Origin of the sequence: Spirosoma sp. KCTC 42546 (assembly GCF_006965485.1) — a bacterium.
GTDB lineage: Bacteria > Bacteroidota > Bacteroidia > Cytophagales > Spirosomataceae > Spirosoma.
Window position 1 is genome coordinate 1,061,646 of sequence record NZ_CP041360.1, and the last position, 19,831, is coordinate 1,081,476.

The 19,831-nt window shown below is 50.1% G+C and carries 11 protein-coding genes; 9 read left to right on the plus strand and 2 right to left on the minus strand.

Translation table 11 applies throughout. From position 1 onward, the window contains the following. Positions 1–125: 125 nt before the first annotated feature. The gene (locus EXU85_RS04450; protein WP_168207738.1) at positions 126–2,417 is read left to right on the plus strand and encodes a c-type cytochrome; all 2,292 of its coding nucleotides are present in this window, start codon (positions 126–128) and stop codon (positions 2,415–2,417) included. 68 nt (positions 2,418–2,485) lie between these two features. Here EXU85_RS04450 and EXU85_RS04455 read toward each other — a convergent pair whose 3' ends face one another. Further along, on the minus strand, positions 2,486–3,508 hold the full coding sequence (locus EXU85_RS04455; RefSeq protein WP_142770912.1) for a LacI family DNA-binding transcriptional regulator: 1,023 nt from the start codon (positions 3,506–3,508) through the stop codon (positions 2,486–2,488). Between the two features lie 372 nt (positions 3,509–3,880). On the opposite strand from EXU85_RS04455, the gene EXU85_RS04460 reads away from it, so the two are divergent. The 5 genes from EXU85_RS04460 to EXU85_RS04480 all read left to right on the plus strand — a co-directional run bounded on the left by EXU85_RS04460 (position 3,881) and on the right by EXU85_RS04480 (position 12,964). Then, positions 3,881–6,955: a TonB-dependent receptor gene (locus EXU85_RS04460; RefSeq protein WP_168207739.1), complete on the plus strand. Its 3,075-nt coding sequence runs from the start codon at positions 3,881–3,883 to the stop codon at positions 6,953–6,955. Positions 6,956–6,969: 14 nt separating this feature from the next. After that, positions 6,970–8,385, plus strand: coding sequence for a RagB/SusD family nutrient uptake outer membrane protein (locus EXU85_RS04465; RefSeq protein ID WP_142770914.1), 1,416 nt, complete (start codon positions 6,970–6,972; stop codon positions 8,383–8,385). A gap of 303 nt (positions 8,386–8,688) precedes the next feature. Further along, positions 8,689–10,572 (plus strand): exo-alpha-sialidase, encoded by a 1,884-nt coding sequence (locus EXU85_RS04470; RefSeq protein ID WP_246859430.1) that lies wholly within the window; start codon positions 8,689–8,691, stop codon positions 10,570–10,572. 309 nt (positions 10,573–10,881) lie between these two features. After that, the gene (locus EXU85_RS04475; protein WP_142770916.1) at positions 10,882–11,610 is read left to right on the plus strand and encodes a D-lyxose/D-mannose family sugar isomerase; all 729 of its coding nucleotides are present in this window, start codon (positions 10,882–10,884) and stop codon (positions 11,608–11,610) included. A gap of 25 nt (positions 11,611–11,635) precedes the next feature. Beyond that, on the plus strand, positions 11,636–12,964 hold the full coding sequence (locus EXU85_RS04480) for a bile acid:sodium symporter family protein (RefSeq protein WP_142770917.1): 1,329 nt from the start codon (positions 11,636–11,638) through the stop codon (positions 12,962–12,964). On the opposite strand, the gene EXU85_RS04485 is transcribed toward EXU85_RS04480, so the two are convergent. Beyond that, positions 12,914–13,513 carry an RNA polymerase sigma-70 factor gene (locus EXU85_RS04485; protein ID WP_142770918.1) on the minus strand — a complete coding sequence of 200 codons (600 nt, stop codon included), beginning with the start codon at positions 13,511–13,513 and terminating at the stop codon, positions 12,914–12,916. The genes EXU85_RS04480 and EXU85_RS04485 overlap by 51 nt on opposite strands. Positions 13,514–13,662: 149 nt before the next feature. Here EXU85_RS04485 and EXU85_RS04490 point away from each other — a divergent pair, with 149 nt between their 5' ends. The 3 genes from EXU85_RS04490 (at position 13,663) to EXU85_RS04500 (ending at position 19,795) form a co-directional block, all read left to right on the plus strand. Beyond that, complete coding sequence (locus tag EXU85_RS04490) at positions 13,663–14,673, plus strand: FecR family protein (protein WP_142770919.1); 1,011 nt, start codon at positions 13,663–13,665, stop codon at positions 14,671–14,673. A 208-nt stretch (positions 14,674–14,881) separates the two neighbouring features. Beyond that, the gene (locus EXU85_RS04495; RefSeq protein WP_142770920.1) at positions 14,882–18,253 is read left to right on the plus strand and encodes a TonB-dependent receptor; all 3,372 of its coding nucleotides are present in this window, start codon (positions 14,882–14,884) and stop codon (positions 18,251–18,253) included. A gap of 96 nt (positions 18,254–18,349) precedes the next feature. Beyond that, the gene (locus EXU85_RS04500; protein WP_142770921.1) at positions 18,350–19,795 is read left to right on the plus strand and encodes a RagB/SusD family nutrient uptake outer membrane protein; all 1,446 of its coding nucleotides are present in this window, start codon (positions 18,350–18,352) and stop codon (positions 19,793–19,795) included. Positions 19,796–19,831: the final 36 nt, after the last annotated feature.

Consider the following 19,831-nt stretch of genomic DNA (forward strand, 5'->3'; position numbering starts at 1 on the left):
AACCTACTATTCACACCAGTAGGTTTTGAGAAACCTAAATGGGTCGGTTTTTAGAAACCGACACCACAAAATCACAAATCCACAAATCATGTCGAAAATCTACTCCTACATCCTTGATCAATACCATGAAACGTAATTTCTGGATTGCTACTACTATTCTCCTACCAATCCTATGCCTTGCCGCTGCCCGGTATTCGGATGTTGTGAATACCATTGAGCAGGAAGACCCGTTCGAAACGCCCCGTACGGTTAGCCAGACGCCGTCTACGGTTCCGCTTTCACCTCAGGAAAGCATGAAAACGTTCCGACTGCCCAAAGGGTATCATCTTGAACTGGTCGCCAGCGAGCCGATGATTTCGGAACCGGTGGCCCTGGCCTGGGATGGTAACGCCCGCTTGTATGTGGCGCAAATGGAAACCTACATGCAAACCGTACTGGCTACGGGCCAAAGCCAGCCCCGAAGCCGGGTCATGCTCCTGGAAGACACCAATGGCGATGGCAAAATGGATAAGAGTTCGGTGTTTATCGACCATTTATTGATGCCCCGCGCCATCCTAACGGTTGGTCATGAACTCTTGGTCAACGAAACGGACTCCTACGACATTTTTGCCTATCGGGACACGAACGGTGATGGTAAAGCCGATAAAAAAAGGCCCGTGTTTCAAAGCAAACGAAAAGCGTTTGGTAATGTCGAACACCAGCGCAGCGGGCTCGACTGGAACCTGGACAACTGGATTTACGAAACCATCGATCCAATTCGCTATCGGTATAAAAATGGCGTTTTGAAAGCCGATACGCTGCCCAACGCAGCCGGTCAGTGGGGACTGACTCACGACGATTATGGGCGCGTATTTTTCAGTCGGGCGGCTGCCGGTATTGCGGCTTCTGGATTTCAGATCAATCCGGCCTATGGTCAGCTCGACTTCCCGGATGCGTTTGAAGAAGGCTTTAACCACGTCTGGTCGGCGATCAAAACGCCCGATGTGAACGGAGGGCCCAAAACATTGCGTCCAGACAGTACTATGGCCGATTTTACGTCTATTTGCGGTCAATCCGTTTTTCGGGGAGACCGATTGCCTGCCAGTATGTTCGGTGATTATATTGTATCTGAGCCCGTTGCCAGGGTGATCCGCCGGGCCAATATCCAGAACAAAGACGGGAAAGTTCTGCTGTCCAACGTGTACCATCAGGACGAGTTCATCTCATCGACCGACATGAATTTTCGGCCCATCAACACCTACACGGGGCCGGATGGCTGTCTGTATATCGTGGATATGTACCGGGGCATCATTCAGGAATCGACCTGGGCCCAGCCGGGTAGTTATCTCTATGACCAGATCAAGACGAAAGGGCTGGACAAGAACATACAGCGTGGCCGGATTTATCGTCTGGTCTACGACAGTATGAAGCCTGGTCCGGCCCCTAACCTATTAAGCGACCCAACCCGTAAATTGATCATCTACCTGGCGCATCCGAATGGCTGGTGGCGGGATAACGCCCAAAAGGAAATCATTGTCCGAAACGACAAATCCGTGGTGGCATCACTCAAACAAATTGCCCAGGGCGAGAAAGGGCTGTTAGCCGAAAAACCATCGATCCTTACTCAAATGCATGCGCTTTGGACGCTGGAAGGGCTGGATGCTATTGACAAACCAACCGTGCTGACCATGCTAAGCGACCCCAATCCAGAGGTGCGCAAAACGGCCGTCTGGCTCAGCGAACCCTGGCTCAAAAAGAATGATGCCCAACTGCTCGACAAGCTGGAATCGCTAAAAAACGACGATAGCTACGATGTACTTGCTCAACTGATATTATCCCTTTCGTACAGCAAAGCCGAGAAAGCAAAATCCATTGCGCAATCGATTCTGGCCGCTCATGCTGATCACGTCGTGCTAACGGGTATCGAGCGTACGTTGAAAAAAGCGGAAGAGATCCGAAAAATCGGTAGCAGCCGATTGGCAGCTTTGAACCCAGCCGATCGACAATTGGTGCGGGAAGGCGCTCAGATTTTCACCGCGCTATGTGCCACGTGTCACGGCTCGCAGGGGCAGGGGACACCCTCGAAAATTGCGCCCCACCTGGCCGGGAAATTCAAATTACTGGAAAATCGCGACGAGGTGATCAAGATCCTGCTTCAGGGCCTGACGGGTCCCGTCGACGGCGTTACTTACCATGAACTCATGCCACCTATGGGCACCAATAGCGATGAATGGATTGCCTCGGTGCTTACCTATGTCCGGCTGGAACTGGGCATGCAGAGCTTCCCAGAAATGTCGTCGGGCTATATGAACAACTTCGTTATTGTTAAACCCGAGCAGGTCAAAAAAGTCCGAGAACAAACGGCCAGCCGAACCAAACCCTGGACCTGGGACGAATTGATCAAGGAGCGGGATCTGTTGCGCCAGAGCAAGAAATGATGAAAATAGCACGCAGCTGCTTATGACCTTTATAATTTACACAGATAAAGGTCATAAGCAGCTGCGTGCTAGACCAACTCCCGCGTTGATTTACGAATCACCAATGCCGTATCCAGTTCATGCGTTTCGGGCATAAACTGTTGAGGAGCATTGATTTGCCGTAGCAGTAACTGAGCTGCTAATTCACCAATCTCGTGAATGGGCTGCACGACGGACGTCAATGGGGGTGTCACAAACGTACTGTGGGGCGCATTGGAAAAGCCAACTAGCGCAATGTCGTTCGGGATGGACAGACCGTTTTCCTGAATGCAGATAAGCGCTTCTACCGCCGTTGGATCGTTGACGGCAAACAACGCATCGGGCCGGTTGGGCATATCCAGCAGTACTTGTGTACAGCTTCGGGCGCGTCCTTCCACAAAATCGCAGTGCATAATCAGTGCTTCATCAATGGAGAATTGATGGGCTTTCAACGCATCGAGATAGCCATTTAGGCGGTTTCGGCCGATGGTCATATTTTCCGGGCCTGCCAGATGAGCAATTCGTCGGCAACCCGTTTGAATGAGGTGCTGAACGGCCATAAAGGCACCTTTATAATCATCTACCATGACTTTAGAGCCTTGCAGCTCATCGACAATCCGATTAAAAAACACGATCGGCAAGCCTTTTCGCTGGGCCGCTATAATGTGTTCGTAATCGTTCGTTTCCCGCGTAATGGCCAGAATCAGACCATCGACCCGGCTCGATACCATGGCTTGCAAATTATGCTTTTCAATGTCTAATGATTCGCTGGATTGCATAACCATTACTTTGTAGCCAGCCGCATTGGCCACTTCCTGAATACCCAGAATCACATTGGGAAAGTAAGCGTGAACAAATTCGGGTACCATCACGCCAATAATATCCGTCTTGTTCTTTCGTAGGCTGGCCGCAACGGTGTTCGGTTGGTAATCAAGTTGATGCGCCAGGTCCAGTACCGCTTTTTTTGTCTCAGGATTAATGTCGGGCGCATTGCGTAAGGCCCGGGAAACAGTCGATATAGAGACATTCAACTTAATGGCAATGTCCCAGATAGTGGGTTGTTTACTTCTCATAGCTCAACCAATCCGATCGATGCGTTTAGCCTGTTCATTATTGTATTTTTTAACGATAAGCTTTCTCCTGGGAAATGCCTTGAAAAAAGCCTGGACAGAAACGATGATAGCTCATCAATTGACGAACCATCATCGTTTCTTAAAATTTAGGTATACCAATTCTGTTTCCGATAACGTTTCCGGTAACGTTTTTTCACAAGAAAACCTCAGAAACAGCCAATTCTACTTGTTATCCAGCCACTAATTCCTATAAATTCGATAGTGGTTCAGCCAATGGATCTGCTATCTGGAGGCAGTATACAGCCATTCCTAATCACCTCTATCTGGTACGAAAGATCTGTACAATATAACTATTCCAATCCGTATATACTCATGAACGAATCTCTAAAACAAGTAGGATGGGTATTCCTCTGTTTATCCTTACTAACTGTCAGTACAACGCTGATGGCGCGTGGCAAAGACGGCATGGCTCCCAGGGCTATTCTCATTAAAGGGACCGTAACCACCGAAACCGGGGAGACTTTGCCGGGCGTGACAATTGCCGTGAAAGGCACCACCATTGGCACAACAACCAATGAGTCGGGTCAATACAGTTTTAGTGTTCCAGACGGAAACGCCATACTGGTATTCAGCTCGGTAGGTTATGAAAAACAGGAAGTAGCCATTGGTACTCGAACGACGATCGACGTCGTATTACAGCCCGATACCAAAGCGTTAAGTGAAGTGGTCGTGGTGGGTTACGGTACGCAAAACCGTCGGGACCTGACGGGATCGGTGGGGTCGGTAAAAGGGAAAGAACTGGAAAATCTACCCGTTCGGGGACCGCTCGAAGCCTTACAGGGGCGGGTGGCCGGGGTGCAGATTACGAACAACAGCGGATCGCCCGGTGCGGCTCCCAATGTTCGGATTCGGGGTGTTACGTCGCTGAACGCGGGCAACGATCCTCTGTACATAGTCGATGGTGTACCCATTACGGGCGATATCAGCGTCGTGAATCCAAATGATATTCAGTCGATGGAAGTGCTGAAAGATGCCTCGGCAACGGCGATTTACGGTGCCAGAGGTGCCAACGGCATTATTATCGTGACCACTAAACGTGGGAAATCGGGTAAAACATCAATTAGCCTGAGTACCTACACCGGTTTTATGGATGTCAGAAAAACCGTACCCATGCTGGATGCCTATCAGGAGCGTGATTATATCCTGAATGCCGTGGCCAACGCCGGGGTTCCCGAAGTACGACTGGGGCTGGACACGCTCTTCCGGAATGGCGTTGCCCTGTATAATACCAACTGGCAGAATGAGATTTATCAGCAGGGGGCCGTTTCCAATTACGAAGTGTCGCTGCGGGGCGGAAACGACAAAACAACCTATGCGGCCAGCCTGGGGTATTTTAACCAGAAAGGCGTTATCATCAGTTCGGGCTATGATACCTACCGGGGCCGTTTCAGCATTGACCACCAGGCTTCCGCCCGCTTTAAAACGGGGGCTAATATTCTGCTCTCTACCGCCAAACGCGACCGCGTTCCCGAAGGCGATGACATCAATGCCATTATACCGAATGCCATGCGGAATCTGCCTTTCTCACCGGTGTATAATCCTGATGGTTCGTATACCTTCCTTGACCAGATTCAGCGACCTAATCCGGTGGGTCTGGCGATGCTAACCTCCTGGTTTACTGTCAGCAACCGCCTGGTGGGTAATGTGTACGGCAACTACGATATCTGGAAAGGCCTGACCCTGCGCTCGACAATCAATGTCGATTATGCCGGCACCCGCGACGAGCGCTTTACGCCCAGTACCATTCAGGGTGGATCGGCCCGTCCGGGTACAGCCTCGTACGGCGACGTATTCACCTGGGTCAACGAAAACACGTTGAACTACACCTATACCCTTGGAAAACACAGCATGTCGGGTTTGCTGGGGTATAGTGTGCAACAATCCAAAAGTTTCAATCTGTCGGCGGCTGCCAGCCAGGGTGCCACCGATAACATTACTACGCTGAACGCAGCGGCCAGCCCAACGGGAGCTTCCAGCAGTAAATCGTCCTGGGGACTGGTCTCGTATTTTGCCCGCCTGAACTACAGCTATAACGATAAATACTTACTGGCGGCTACAGTGCGTCAGGATGGCTCGTCCCGGTTCGGGGCCGACAAGCGGTATGGGCTATTCCCGTCCGTTTCGGCGGGTTGGCGTATTTCGGAGGAGTCGTTTATGAAAAACAGTTCGTTTATCAGCGATCTGAAATTACGCGCCAGCGTGGGTGTTGTTGGCAATCAGTCGATCAGTGATTTTGGCGCACAGGGCTTGTACAGTACCGGCAGTAACTACCTCGGAAAAGCGGGTATCGCCCTGTCGGCTATTCCAAACCCGTCCCTGAGCTGGGAATCGACCACCCAATCGGATATTGGTCTGGATATTTCCTTCCTCCAGAACCGGATTAGTCTGACGGCCGATGCCTACTTGAAAAAGACAAACGCGCTGTTGTTATCGGTAAACTTACCCACCACAACGGGCTTTGGTTCGGCCCTGCAAAACGTGGGTAATACCCAGAATAAAGGGCTGGAATTCAGTGTTGCCAGTCAGAATATTGTAGGTGGTGCCGGGGGCTTTACCTGGAGCACCGCGTTCAATATTTCCTTCAACCGAAACAAGATCCTGAGCTTATCGAACAATAATGCCGACATCATTCAGACCAGTGCCGATGCCACCTTCTATGGCACGGCTCCGCAGGGGCTTGGTCGGGTAGGGGAGCCTATTGGCGTCCTGTTCGGGCAGGTTTATACGGGTCGGGTATATGCCACCTCCGAAGAAGCCAAAGCCGCTAACATGCGGGATGGCAGCGCGTCGGGGCCATTTTATGTAGCTGGCGATATGATCTATAAGGATTTAAATGGAGATGGGATCATCAACGACGCCGACCGGACAATCATCGGCAATGCGAACCCCAAACACATTGGTGGGTTGACGAATAATTTCTCCTACAAGGGATTCGATCTGTCGGTGTTTTTGCAATGGTCATACGGCAACGACATCTTCAACGAGACCCGCGAGGCTTCGAACCGGAGTTTCGTTTACAATGCCGCCACCACCGAAGTGCTACGGAGCTGGCGCAAAGAGGGTGACATTACGGATGTTCCCCGCGGTACGCCCAGCACCATCAGCCGGAACGGATTTGCCTCCAGTCGCTGGGTTGAAGATGGTTCCTATCTGCGCGTGAAAACCGCTACGCTGGGCTACACGTTTCCGGCGGCTTTGCTCAAGCGCGTAAAGATCGATAATCTACGGTTGTATGTTTCGGGACAGAATCTGTTCACTTTCACTAAGTATTCGGGCATGGACCCCGAAGTGAACTTCCGCAGCACCTTACCGCTGCTCCAGGGAATTGATCTGGGCACTTATCCGCTGGTACGTACCATCACCTTTGGCCTGAATCTGGGACTCTAAACCTGACTTTACTCATGAAAAAAATTAGCTATAGCACCCTGGCCATTACCCTGATTAGTCTGGCAACGGGCTGCACCGATGTGCTCAATCAGGTGCCGGTTAGTGCCCTGACCCAAAGTTCCTTTTTCCAGAATGCCGCCGATGCGGAAGCGGCTATCATTACCGGCTATGATGCCTTGCAGGGCGATGAAGTGCGGCAAATTGCCTGGGGGGATGCGCGGGCGGATAACCTCCGGGTGCCTGTGAATGAAATTGGGATTACCGATGGGGGCGTACTGGATTTTCAGAACGACAATATCAGTACCAGCAGTGGGTATGCTACCTGGAGTCGGTTCTATTCGGGGATTAACAAAGTCAACAACGTACTGGCCCAGGTGCCTGCTATCAAAAGCCCAACCATTACCAGCGTTCGGGACCGGATTATGGGCGAAGCGTACTTTCTGCGGGCGCTCAATTACTTCTACCTTGTACGGTTGTGGGGCGCAGTGCCGCTGGTGCTGGAACCAACACTTTCTCTGGATAAAGATTTGCAGCCTGCCCGAACCCCTGCCGATAAAGTACAGGAGCAGATTATTGCCGATCTGAAACAGGCCGAGAAATTACTGCCGCTTACCTACGCATCGGCAATTGAAACCCGGGGTCGGGCCACGCAGGGCGCTGCTCAGGCGCTGCTGTCTAAAGTGTATCTCTGGCGGAGTTCGTACAACCAGACCAATGAGTGGCAACTGGCAGCCGATTACGCGGCCAAGGTGATTGCCAATCCAACCTACAGTCTGGTGTCAGGAGCCAACTACAGCACCATTTTCAGAACGAAAAACACGAGCGAATCCATTTTCGAACTCCAGTACAATTACAACAATCAGGAAACGAATGGTCTGTCGCCCTATTTCCTGCCCCGTAGCAGTAAAGTGACCACGGGGGGCAACCAAACCGTGATTCCGACCCAGAAACTGGTCGATGCCTTCGAGCCGGGCGATGTTCGGAAAGCGGCCAGTATTTACTACAGTGACCCAGCCACCGATCAGTTTCCCAACCTGCCCACGGTGGCTAAATACCTGGGTACCGTGGTAGGCACCACCCGCTATAGCGACAGCAATTTTATCTTTCTGCGGCTGGCCGATGTAATTTTAATGCAGGCCGAAGCATTGGCGCAGTTAGGGCAGACAGCAGCTTCCATCGCGCTGGTTAACCGGATTCGGACCCGCGCCGGACTGGCTAATACCACCGCTACGTCGAAAGACGCTGTTTTGTTAGCCATTGAGCAGGAGCGTTTTGTGGAACTCTGTTTTGAAGGGCAGCGCTGGTACGACCTGCTTCGAACCGGGCGGGCGAAAGCCGTGCTAGGCGTCGATAAAAAAGCGTTGATGCCCGTTTATTTCACCGAAATTCAGTTGAATCCGAACCTGCTGCCTCAGAATCCAGGCTACTAATGTTCGGCAAAAGTAGATTCCCCGTCCTGGGAGAGGGACGGTCCGACGCTTCGGTTGGGGTGAGGGGAGTCATTAGAAGAGAGTAACTTTAACCTCACTCCGTTCTCGCTTGGCTTCGCCGAGTGAGGGCTATTAGTTCGAAGGCCTCTGGCCGTTGGATGTCGAATTAGGTCAGAAACGGGCCAGAGGCCCTTGAACTAATAGCCCTCACTCGGCGAAGCCAAGCGAGCACATGAGCCTGATTCCGTAGATTTTATCGTGAACGATCAATACATAGACTTTACTCCAAAAATTACAAACTTCATGCGCGTACTGTCAAGAATCGTATGTACCTGGCTGACGATTGTGGCTACCCAATTTTCTGGGACACTGTATGCTCAGGATAATCGGCACATCACAACCGGAACCATTATTCCCGATGAGACCTACAGCGACCAGCCGTATATCGTAAAAACCAACGATGGGGCGTGGCTGTGCGTGCTCACCACCGGAACGGGGCACGAGGGGGCAACAGGTCAGCATATTATTACACAACGAAGCCTCGATCAGGGTAAAACCTGGATCGACCGGCGCGATGTGGAACCCGGCGATGGGCCGGAAGCATCCTACGCCGTGCTACTCAAAGCGCTATCGGGTCGGATTTTCGTGTTTTATAACCACAATACCGATAATATCCGGGCTGTAAAAGGCGACAACCCGCCCTATCCCGATGGGCTGGTGAAACGAGTAGATAGCCAGGGCTATTTTGTCTTCAAATACTCCGACGACAACGGCAAAAGCTGGTCCGCCAAGCGCGTGACGATTCCCATTCGCAACTTCGAGATTGATCGAAAAAATCCTTATCAGGGCAAGATCCAGTATTTCTGGAATGTTGGGCGGGCTTTTGTCGACAAGGGAGCGGCTTTTGTGCCGGTTCATAAAGTAGGTGGTTTTGGCGTCGGTTTTTTTACGTCGAGCGAAGGGGCTTTGCTGCGAAGTGCCGATTTACTGACTGTAACGGACCCGGCAAAAGCCACCTGGAGTACCCTGCCCGATGGTGATATTGGTTTACGGACACCCCCAAACGTAGGCGGCCCAATTGCCGAAGAACAGAGTTTTTCGGTCCTGAGCGATGGCACCTTCTACTGCGTTTACCGAACCATCGACGGGCATCCGGTTTACACCTATAGTCGGGATGGCGGCCATACCTGGGATACACCGCAGTATTTGCGCTACGCCAACGGTCGACTGGTCAAGCATCCGAGAGCGGCCAATTTCGCCTGGAAATGCGAAAACGGGAAGTTCCTATACTGGTTTCACAATCACGGTGGGCACTTCATCCGCGATCATCCGAACCGCCGGAGTATGGCCTATGAAGACCGCAATCCGGCCTGGGTGATAGGTGGTATCGAAGCGGATTCGCCCAAAGGGAAAATCATTCGGTGGACACAGCCCGAAATTCTGTTGTATGACGATGACCCGTTGATTCGGATGAGCTATCCCGATCTGGTTGAAGACAAGGGGGCGTATTACATTACCGAAACGCAAAAGGATATCGCCCGCGTCCACAAAATCGACGAAAATCTGCTGACCAAACTTTGGGGTCAATTTGATAACCGGACCAAAGCGACTGACGGACTGGTCGTTAACTGGGTCTATCAGAAAGGCAGATTCCCCCAAACGGTTGACGCCCCAGCTTTGCCCGAGTTTTATAAACGGGACACGAAAAAACTGGAGCAACCTGGCATGAGTGTTCCCAACGGCTTTACCGTCGATCTGGCGTTTACCCTAAAAAAATTAACCGCCAATCAGATTCTGGCCGATACCCGCGACAGTACAGGCAAAGGCTGGTATGTGCAAACGACCGATAAAAAAACGATTGAACTGGTCATGAACGATGGCCGGACGCAATCGTCCTGGGCCTGCGACGAACGCTTGCTAACCGCGAATCAGCCGCATTACGTCAGTATCATTGTTGACGGAGGACCCAAAATCATTGCCTTTGTGGTCGATGGCGTCATGAACGATGGGGGCAATACCCGGCAGTTTGGCTGGGGTCGGTTTAGTCCCTACCTGAAATCGGTGGTGGGTGCCCGTCAATTGACAGTAGGCACTTTCCTCGATGGCCAAATCAGGCAGGTTTCGGTCTACAATCGAGCGTTGACTATTTCAGAAGCAATCGGCAACTACAACGCACAAAAAAAGTAAGCAAATCATTGAGTCCAAAGATCAGCAAAGTACCCTTTAGATAGGTTGGTATTTAGTAAAGCCCCATCCGCTTGTATGCCGGTTTTCTTAATTAAACTAATGAATAATGAATAATGAATAATGAATAATGAATAATGAATAATGAACTGATTTTCAGTACATTGTTGATTGTGCATTATACATTTTACATTGTCCATTAATTCACTTAACCTTCTCTCCAATTTGTTCAAATGCCCTTAACCCCGTCTGTAGACGAGGATAGGAATCGCTTTTTCTAAAAAAATCAAACACCACTAACCAATAAAGTTTATGCAGTTAAAACGATCCATTGTCAACGCCAGCATCAACACGGCGAAAACTGTTATTGCTCACTTCGGGATGCACCTGCCGCCTTTTGCCCATTGGTCCGTTGAACAGTGGCAGCAAGCCGGGCCCGACTATAACGAAATCCGGGATTGCATGCTGGGTTGGGATGTAACGGATTTTGGCAGTAAAGACTTTTACAACATTGGCCGGACGTTGTTCACCGTTCGTAACGGCCGGACGAATAATTCGGCTTATCCGAAGCAATACGCCGAAAAATGGCTGATCGACCCTGAGAATCAGCGGGCTCCGGCTCACTTTCACCTCTCGAAACGGGAAGATATCATTTGCCGGGCGGGCGGTAATGTGCTGGTTCAATTGACCAAAGCCGATGCCGAGGGCAATCCGTCAAACGAAACCTTCATCACCCAGGTCGACGGTTGTTCGCGTCGGTTAGGGCCGGGCGATATTGTCCGCTTACGACCGGGCGAAAGCCTGACGATTCATCCAAGAACGATTCACCAGTTCTGGGGCGAAGAAGGAACGGGCTGGCAGGTCGATGGGATCGGCTATACGCTGAGTGCCGAGATTTCGAGCGTTTGCGATGATTTGAACGACAACGTTTTTCTGGTCGATTACGGCGTTCGATTCCCGGAAATCGACGAAGATGAAGCCCGTATCTGTTACCTCTGTCATGAGTATCCACTAGCTCCTGCCGACCTTATTAACCACTAGTTCGCTTGCCTGACTCCTCATTCCTATGCGTTTCTCCTCAATTCTGTTGACACTGGCTAGCCTGCTACTGCTGGGTACGGGTGTACTCACGCTGGCAGGTAGCCCGTTTCCGGTAGGGCCACTGCTGGTGCTGGCCCTGGTTTTACTGGCCATTGCCTTTCGTGGCTTCTCGGCTCTGAAAGGGTTTTCGTATACGATCTGGATTCTGGCTGCGGTGAGCGTGGCCATGTTCTACCCGGCTTATTTCTTTACCGTCGGAGATTTTCAACTCAAGCGACTGATCGTCCCGTTTGTGCAATTGACCATGTTTGGCATGGGTGCCCATATGAGTTTCAATGATTTCAAAGGGGTGATTAAAATGCCAAAAGGCGTCTTTATCGGCATCGGCTGCCATTTCATTATTATGCCGCTGGTCGGGTTTTCGCTATCCCATCTATTCGACTTCCCTCCCGAAATTGCCGGAGGTGTTATTTTGATTGGTTGCGTGTCCAGTGCCATGGCATCTAACGTAATGTCTTATTTGTCAGGCGCTAACCTGGCGTTGGCCGTTACCATTGGCGCTTGCTCAACCATACTGTCGCCTTTTGTTACTCCGTTTCTAATGAAATGGCTTGGCGGGCAGTATGTCGAGATCGATATTGCCCACATGATGATCGACATCACGAACATGATCATCATCCCAATTGTGGCGGGTTTCATCTTTAACCTGTTCTACTACGGGCAGGAAACGCAACGGGCTAAAACCATTCAGCTCGTTGCGTTTGCCGGGATTATTGGCCTGACCAATGGGCTGCTTCAACTCATTGTCAACCAACCGATCGACAAGTTCCTAATGGCGCTGGGTACGTCATTTTTTTGGTTTTATGGGCTACCCATGCTGCTTGCCATTCTCCTCAAAAAGCGACCACAGATTAGCCGGGCGATGATCGAAAGCTGCCTTTCGTTTGCCGCCATGCTGGGTATTGTGATCAACACGGTGATCATTACTGCTTCCGGACGCGATAATCTGTTGCAGGTAGGGGGCTTGCTGATCATTACCTGTCTCTTACACAATATGATCGGTCTGAGTGTGGGTTATTTGACCGCTCTATTGGCTGGCCTACCCGAAAAAGACCGCCGAACCATTGCGTTTGAAGTGGGCATGCAGAATGGCGGAGTCGCCACGGGACTGGCGTTGCAAATGGGCAAAGTGGCTACTGTCGGGCTAGCGTCGGCGATTTTTGGCCCGCTGCAAAATGTAACGGGTTCGGCGCTGGCTAACTGGTTTCGGAAACGGCCGGTGGAGGAGGCCAAACAAACCGAACTACCGGTTCAACAACAACAGGGTCAGGAAAATTACCACAATATCCAGTAGCTTTACCCGGAGAACACGCAGGCATTTACTGATGTGAAATTCAATGGTTTTTTCGGCCAGCCCCAACAGTTCGGCAATTTCCTTATTGGCTAAACCACTCCGACTTAGTTCAAAAACCTGGCGGCTTTTTTCGGGCAGATTTCCCAGTTCCCGATTATACACTTCCTGTACCTCGTTAAGTTGGATCCAGTCCTGCACCGTATTGGCGGAGTGCGCAACCAGCAACTCCGAATCCAGCTCGTTCAGGGAAAAGGATTGGTGAATTAGCTGTTTCCGCAGATGGGAAATAATTCGGTTTTTAAGGGCCGAAAACAGATAGACCGCAACGGCTTTTTCGATCGAAATATGGTCTTTCTGCACCCAGAGCGATACGAATAAATCCTGCACCAAATCTTCAGCCGCTTCACGATTGCCCGTTTTACGGTAGGCCAGGGTATACAGTTTATCCGAAAAACGGCGATGCAACTCCGCAAAGGCGAGCGAGTCGGACTCTACCTTCACCAATTGCCACAACACCGTATCGTCAATATCGTCGTACTTGTTACTCATCGACTCGCCAACTCATGCAGTCGCAATACTACTAAACTTTCAAACAGCATTTATTATAAAATTTCTTCAAATCCCACTAGGGTTGTTGCCGTTTCGTGCGTCTTGTATCTATAAGCTGGTATTAATTGGGTATTTGACAGAACTAAATCATGAGCAAACATGCCATTTCGCCCGAATTGCTAAAACGGTATACGGAGGGAAACTGTACGGCGGAGGAGGTCTATCGGGTAGAAGAATGGTATGCATCACTGAATGAGGGAGAGGTTGACCAGTATGCGTTTGATCAGCCCCTGCATTTGAAAAAAGTGCAGGCTTTACTTGGCCAGAAAACCAATGGACAGCTACAACCCGTTGGCAAGATTCGCTCGCTTACAACAGTCTTTATTCGGTATGCGGCTGCCGCTATGGTGGTACTCGTAGCGAGTTTTGGCCTGTTCATGTATTTGAAGAAACCAAAAACGGAAGCCGTGTCCGTTGCGGGCGATGTCGTGATTGTAAATACCCAAAAACGCGTAACCAGGCATCAATTGCCGGACGGAAGTTTAGTCTGGTTAAACCCAGATACTGAACTTCGCTATACGGCTGGCGCATTCTCTAAAACATCGCGTGAAGTAAGCCTTGAAGGAGAAGCATTTTTTGACGTAACCAAAGACCCAACCCGCCCTTTTCTGGTGAAGAGCCATGCCTTGCTGGTAAAAGTGCTGGGAACGAGTTTTAATGTCAAATCGACACCTGATCAATCCCGCTTTGAAGTATCGGTTGTAACGGGTAAGGTATCTGTTTCGATTCCGGATCGTAAAGGTCAGGAAAAAGCCGTGCTGTTATTGCCCCGCCAGCAGGCCGTTTTTGAGGCTTCGTCCGGTCAGCTAACCTCAACCGAAATCCCGAAAACGCAGGAGCAGGTGAACACCTGGCAACCCGTATCGCTCACGTTTGACGATGAGCCGCTTAGTGAAGTCATGAAGCGGCTGGAAAAGAAGTACGGCGTAACAATCCAGCTAGCCAATCCTAATCTGGCCAATTGCCGCCTGAAAGCCTCGTTCGATAACAGTCGCCTGTCGGAGATTCTGGAAATAACGACCCAACTGGTGGAGGCTAGTTATCAGATGCAGGGAAATCGCATTGTGATCAATGGCGAAGGCTGTAGTAACGTAGAGTAAAAAATGAGAAACCCTTAAACCTGTACCATTCTATGAGACAAAGAACCCCCCCGATCATTACCCGCTTCTAAAAAAAGGTCGGCCAAAACGAGTGATTGCAGCACTCGCTTTGGCAGCTCGACCTGATTCCGAACGAAGCCCCCTGAAATGCCATCACTTCTGAGGTGATGGAAGGCTTCTTATTGTTCAATTTAATCAATCCAAACTTATGAAGTTTTTTACGAAAAGCAAGTTGGCCTGCTTCATTATGCGGTTATCTGTACTACAACTTTTGCTGATTTCGCTACTCACAGCTGTTGCCTACGCGGGCAAAACCGATGCGCAGGATATTCTGAAAAAGCCTGTTAATCTGCGGTTAGACCATGTGTCGCTGCAAAAAGCGCTGGCCGAAATCGAGGGCCAGACCGGCGTTCGGTTTGCGTATAGCCGGAACATGATTCCGGTAAATGAACCTGTGAGTGTTAGCGTGGCTAATGAATATCTGGCTACGGTTCTGGATAAATTACTGTCGCCACTACGCATCGACTATCGGTTTGTAAATGGCCAGATCATGCTCAAACGAAACCGTAAACCGGTCTCTAGTATAAGCCCCGACGAAGCCCAGAAAGTAGCTGCTGTTGTTCCTGTATTTTCGCCGGAACAGGCTGACCGACAACTTTCAGGAACCGTTAAAAGTGAAACAGGCGAAGGGCTGCCCGGTGTTAGTGTGGTGGTTAAAAATACCACGCGCGGCACAACAACAGACGTAGATGGGAAATACAAACTCAGTGTGCCCGACGACCGTAGCGACGGACCGGCCACCACGCTTGTCTTTTCCTTTGTGGGCTATCAGAATCAGGAAGTGGCGATTGGGAACCGTACCACTATTGATCTTCAGATGGTGCCGGATGATAAGTCGCTGGATGAAGTGGTTGTGGTCGGCTATGGCACCGTCAAGAAAAGTGATTTGACAGGTTCGCTGTCGCAGGTGAAGGCCAAAGAGCTTAACGCCTATCCATCCACCAACGTCTTACAGGCCTTATCGGGCCGGGCGGCTGGCGTGCAGGTGTTACAAAATACGGGCGCTCCCGGTGGCAGCGTCAGTGTTCGCATTCGGGGAACAAACTCCATTCAGGGAAGTAACGAGCCGCTGTATGTAGTGGATGGTTTTCCGACTTCGGGTAGTAATCCAACGGTGCTGAACAATGCGGATATTGAAAATATCGAGATACTGAAAGATGCCTCGGCCACCGCGATTTATGGCTCAAGGGGGGCGAATGGCGTGGTGTTGATTACCACCAAGCGGGGTAAAGCCGGAAAATCGACGGTTGATTTTGAAACCAGCTATAGCTCACAAACGCTGCGCAAAAAGCTGGACATGATGAACGCCAAAGAATATGCTACCTTCTACAATGAACAGGCGGCCAACGATGGACTGAAACCCTATTTCACCCAGGATCAGATCAATGCGTTCGGCGCGGGTACCGACTGGCAGGATCTGGTGTTTCAAACCGCACCCATGAAAACGGCTGTCCTGACCATTAACGGCGGCAGTGAACGAACACAGTTTTCACTATCCGGCAGTGTCTTTAGTCAGGATGGGATTATCCGTGGAAGTGACTATAATCGCTATTCGTTGCGGGCCAATATCAATCACTCGATCAGCAAAAAACTTACGTTCAATTTTGCGAGCACCTTAACCAAGATCACAACCAGCGCCCAGAATAGCCAGGGAGGGAATCGGGGGGCATCATTAATTGCGGGTGCCATCTCATCGCCCCCTGTATTGGGGCCTTATAAAGCCGACGGCTCTTACGAAGTATTCGGAACCACCTATGCGTTCGTAAACACCCAATTACGGAACCCTATTAATACCCTTAACGAACAAACTAACCTCACAAAAGGAAACCGGGTACTGACCAATGCTGCCTTTGTATACAATCCTATTCCGGCCTTGACGATCAAGATTTCGGGCGGTATTGAGAGTGCCGACGATCGCTCTGATTCCTATACGACAAACAATCTTTTTGGTTCAGTAGGTAATGCGGGTGTGAGTACCACCCAACTAACCAGCTTGCTGAACGAAAATACCATCAGTTACACCAAAACGATTCGGCAGAAACACAGCATTTCGGCTGTGGTCGGATTTACGTATCAGGATTTCCTGACAACAACACTGAGCGGCAGTGGCGCGGGATACATCAGTAACGCCAGCCAGACCTACGATTTAAGTGCGGCTGGTACACCGGGTATTCCTGGTTCCAGCTATTCTAAATCAGTGCTATTGTCCTATCTGGGACGTGTCAATTATGCTTTCGATAGTAAATACCTGGCCACCTTCAGTTTCCGAACCGATGGCTCCTCCAAGTATAGTGAAGGCAGTAAATGGGGCTATTTCCCATCGGGAGCGCTGGCCTGGCGGATCTCTAATGAAGAATTTCTGAAAAACAATAACACGATTTCCGATTTAAAACTGCGGGCCAGTTGGGGACTCACGGGTAGCCAGGCCATCAATGCCTACGCAACACTGAATCAATTGTATTCGGGGAAAACAATTTTCGGCGATGCGCTTTACACAGCCTACTCGCCCGGTACGAATCTGCCCGGTAATCTGAAATGGGAAACCACCGAACAAAAAGACATTGGTATCGACTTGGGCATTCTACAAAACCGGATTCTGATCACGGCCGATTACTACATCAAAAACACCCGCGATTTGCTGAATACAGTGCAATTGCCCTCTTCCCTAGGCTTCACAACCACCATCCAGAATGTGGGCGAAGTACAGAATAAAGGGCTTGAGTTGGGTGTCAATGCCAATATCCTGACGGGTGCTTTCAAATGGAATGTCAATACCAACATCGCCTTTAACCGGAATAAAGTCGTGAAATTGTACGGTGGGCAGGATATTCTGGGCGCTTTCGTGGATATATCAGCCATTACCGATACGCGGAACATTCTTCGGGAAGGTCAACCGATGGGAATGTTCTGGGGCTATCTCGAAGACGGCTACGACGATAAAGGCAAAATTAAATACAAGGATACGGACGGCGACGGCACCATTACTGTTCGGGATAAGACCTTCATTGGCAACCCAAATCCGAAGTTTATTTATGGGTTTAACTCCAGCATGTCGTATAAGAATTTTGACCTGACCATCTTTTTTCAGGGAACGCAGGGCAACGACATCTTCAATACCAGCGCCATCAACAATACCGTCGATTATGGCTATGGCCTGAATATGCCCCGCGAAGTGATGCTTAATCACTGGACACCAACCAACACGAATGCCAAATATCCCATTATCAGCAGCACAACGCGGGTTAATGTATCGAATCGGTTTGTGGAAGATGGCTCGTATCTGCGGCTGAAAAACATTCAGTTAGCCTATAATCTGCCCATTCAGACATGGAAGGTAAGCTGGATACGATCGGCGCAGGTGTACGCGAGCGGCCAGAATTTATTGACCCTGACCAAATATTCCTGGTGGGATCCAGAGGTCAATTCAAGCGGTGGGTCTAATTCCATCGCACAGGGTTTTGATCAGTACAGCTACCCCACTGCCAAGTCCATCACGTTTGGCATTCGCGCCGGGTTTTAATTCTGAATGATAGAATGAGTGAATGATAGACTAGCTTCTTTACCAATTCTACTCATTCAATGATTCTATCATTCAATAAATCAATCATTTAGAATCATGAAAAAGATACTATTTCTACTCTCGATTATTGTCCTGACATCCTGCGAGAATGTGCTCAAGGAAGAACCGAAGTCACTGGCTGTTGAGACGTATTACAATACGCCGGCCGAAGTACAGGCCGCTGTCAACGCCATTTACACACCCTTGCGCGACAGCAATACAAGCGGTATGGGCGTATATATCGCCGTGCTGGAAGGCCACATCGATTATGGGTACGGACGCGGAAGTTATGCGATCCTGAATAATTTCCAGGGACTGGATAACGTCAATATCAGTCGCGTGTCGGGGGCCTGGTCAGCTTTCTATCTGAGCATTCGGAACGCAAACCTGGTCATCAAAAATGCGCCCAATGGGAAAGCGATTAGTAAAGCGGATATTACTAAATCGGTAGCCGAAGCCAAATTTCTACGGGCCTTCAGTTATTTCCATTTAGTGCGAAACTGGGCGGGTGTTCCGGTTCGGACGGAGGCTAACATGACTGAAATTACAGCCAAACGGAATACCGTCGATGAGGTTTATTCGCTGATTCTGGCTGATTTACAGGAAGCCGAAGCGAATCTGCCTGATCAGGTTTCGGACATCGGCAGACCTACCAAATGGGCGGCCAAAACGATGCTGGCCGACGTGTATTTACAGTTGGGAAAGTTTGCTGAAGCAAGGGATAAAGCTGATGAAGTGATCAAAGCCAATAAGTTTGCGTTGGTTCAGGTGGCCACAACGGATGACTTTCAGAAAATCTTCGGGCCGGATGTAGTTACAACTACTGAAGAAATTTTCTCTCTGAAATTTTCGCATCAGCCTGGTCAGGGTAATCTGTTTCCAACCCTGACCAATCATCCGGGAACGAAATTGCTGGGCGGTGGCGGTGGTGTTTTCGGTCTCTATAATGACAACACTAACCCAACTTACATGAGCTGGGATAATGCGGATCTTCGGAAAGGGCTCTGGTATTCGTGGAATATCGGGATTGGTACTACTTCGCTCTTGAGCAAAAAATACATTGACCCGAATTCGCTCGAATTTGCCGGAGCTGCCAATGACGTATGCTGGTACCGTTACGCCGATTTGCTGATGATCTATGCTGAAGCGGCTGCCCGATTGGCAACCGGTCCAACAGCCGCTGCGATGGAAGCACTGAATCAAGTACACCGTCGGGCGTATGGTAAGCCCTCGGCCACCGCGTCAACTGTCGATTTCAAACTTGCCGATTATGCTACATCAGACGCCTTTCTGAATCTGGTCGTGAAAGAGTACGGCTACGAGTTTCAGTACGAAGGAAAGCGCTGGCTCGAACTAAAACGTACCGGCAAAGCCGCCGATATTATTCTGGCGGCCAAAGGAAAAACCATCGCCCAGAAACATTACCTGTGGCCTATTCCTGTTTCGGAAGTAAGCTACAACACGGCCATAGACGCCGTAAAAGACCAGAATCCGGGGTATTAATAACTAGTTCACGGTATTCGGTTTACGGTAAACTGA

Excerpts from the sequence above, each read along its gene's own strand:
- EXU85_RS04450 (WP_168207738.1), top strand. The coding sequence starts at position 126 with ATGAAACGTAATTTCTGGATTGCTACTACTATTCTCCTACCAATCCTA.
- EXU85_RS04455 (WP_142770912.1), bottom strand. The coding sequence starts at position 3,508 with ATGAGAAGTAAACAACCCACTATCTGGGACATTGCCATTAAGTTGAAT.
- EXU85_RS04460 (WP_168207739.1), top strand. The coding sequence starts at position 3,881 with ATGAACGAATCTCTAAAACAAGTAGGATGGGTATTCCTCTGTTTATCC.
- EXU85_RS04465 (WP_142770914.1), top strand. The coding sequence starts at position 6,970 with ATGAAAAAAATTAGCTATAGCACCCTGGCCATTACCCTGATTAGTCTG.
- EXU85_RS04470 (WP_246859430.1), top strand. The coding sequence starts at position 8,689 with ATGCGCGTACTGTCAAGAATCGTATGTACCTGGCTGACGATTGTGGCT.
- EXU85_RS04475 (WP_142770916.1), top strand. The coding sequence starts at position 10,882 with ATGCAGTTAAAACGATCCATTGTCAACGCCAGCATCAACACGGCGAAA.
- EXU85_RS04480 (WP_142770917.1), top strand. The coding sequence starts at position 11,636 with ATGCGTTTCTCCTCAATTCTGTTGACACTGGCTAGCCTGCTACTGCTG.
- EXU85_RS04485 (WP_142770918.1), bottom strand. The coding sequence starts at position 13,513 with ATGAGTAACAAGTACGACGATATTGACGATACGGTGTTGTGGCAATTG.
- EXU85_RS04490 (WP_142770919.1), top strand. The coding sequence starts at position 13,663 with ATGAGCAAACATGCCATTTCGCCCGAATTGCTAAAACGGTATACGGAG.
- EXU85_RS04495 (WP_142770920.1), top strand. The coding sequence starts at position 14,882 with ATGAAGTTTTTTACGAAAAGCAAGTTGGCCTGCTTCATTATGCGGTTA.
- EXU85_RS04500 (WP_142770921.1), top strand. The coding sequence starts at position 18,350 with ATGAAAAAGATACTATTTCTACTCTCGATTATTGTCCTGACATCCTGC.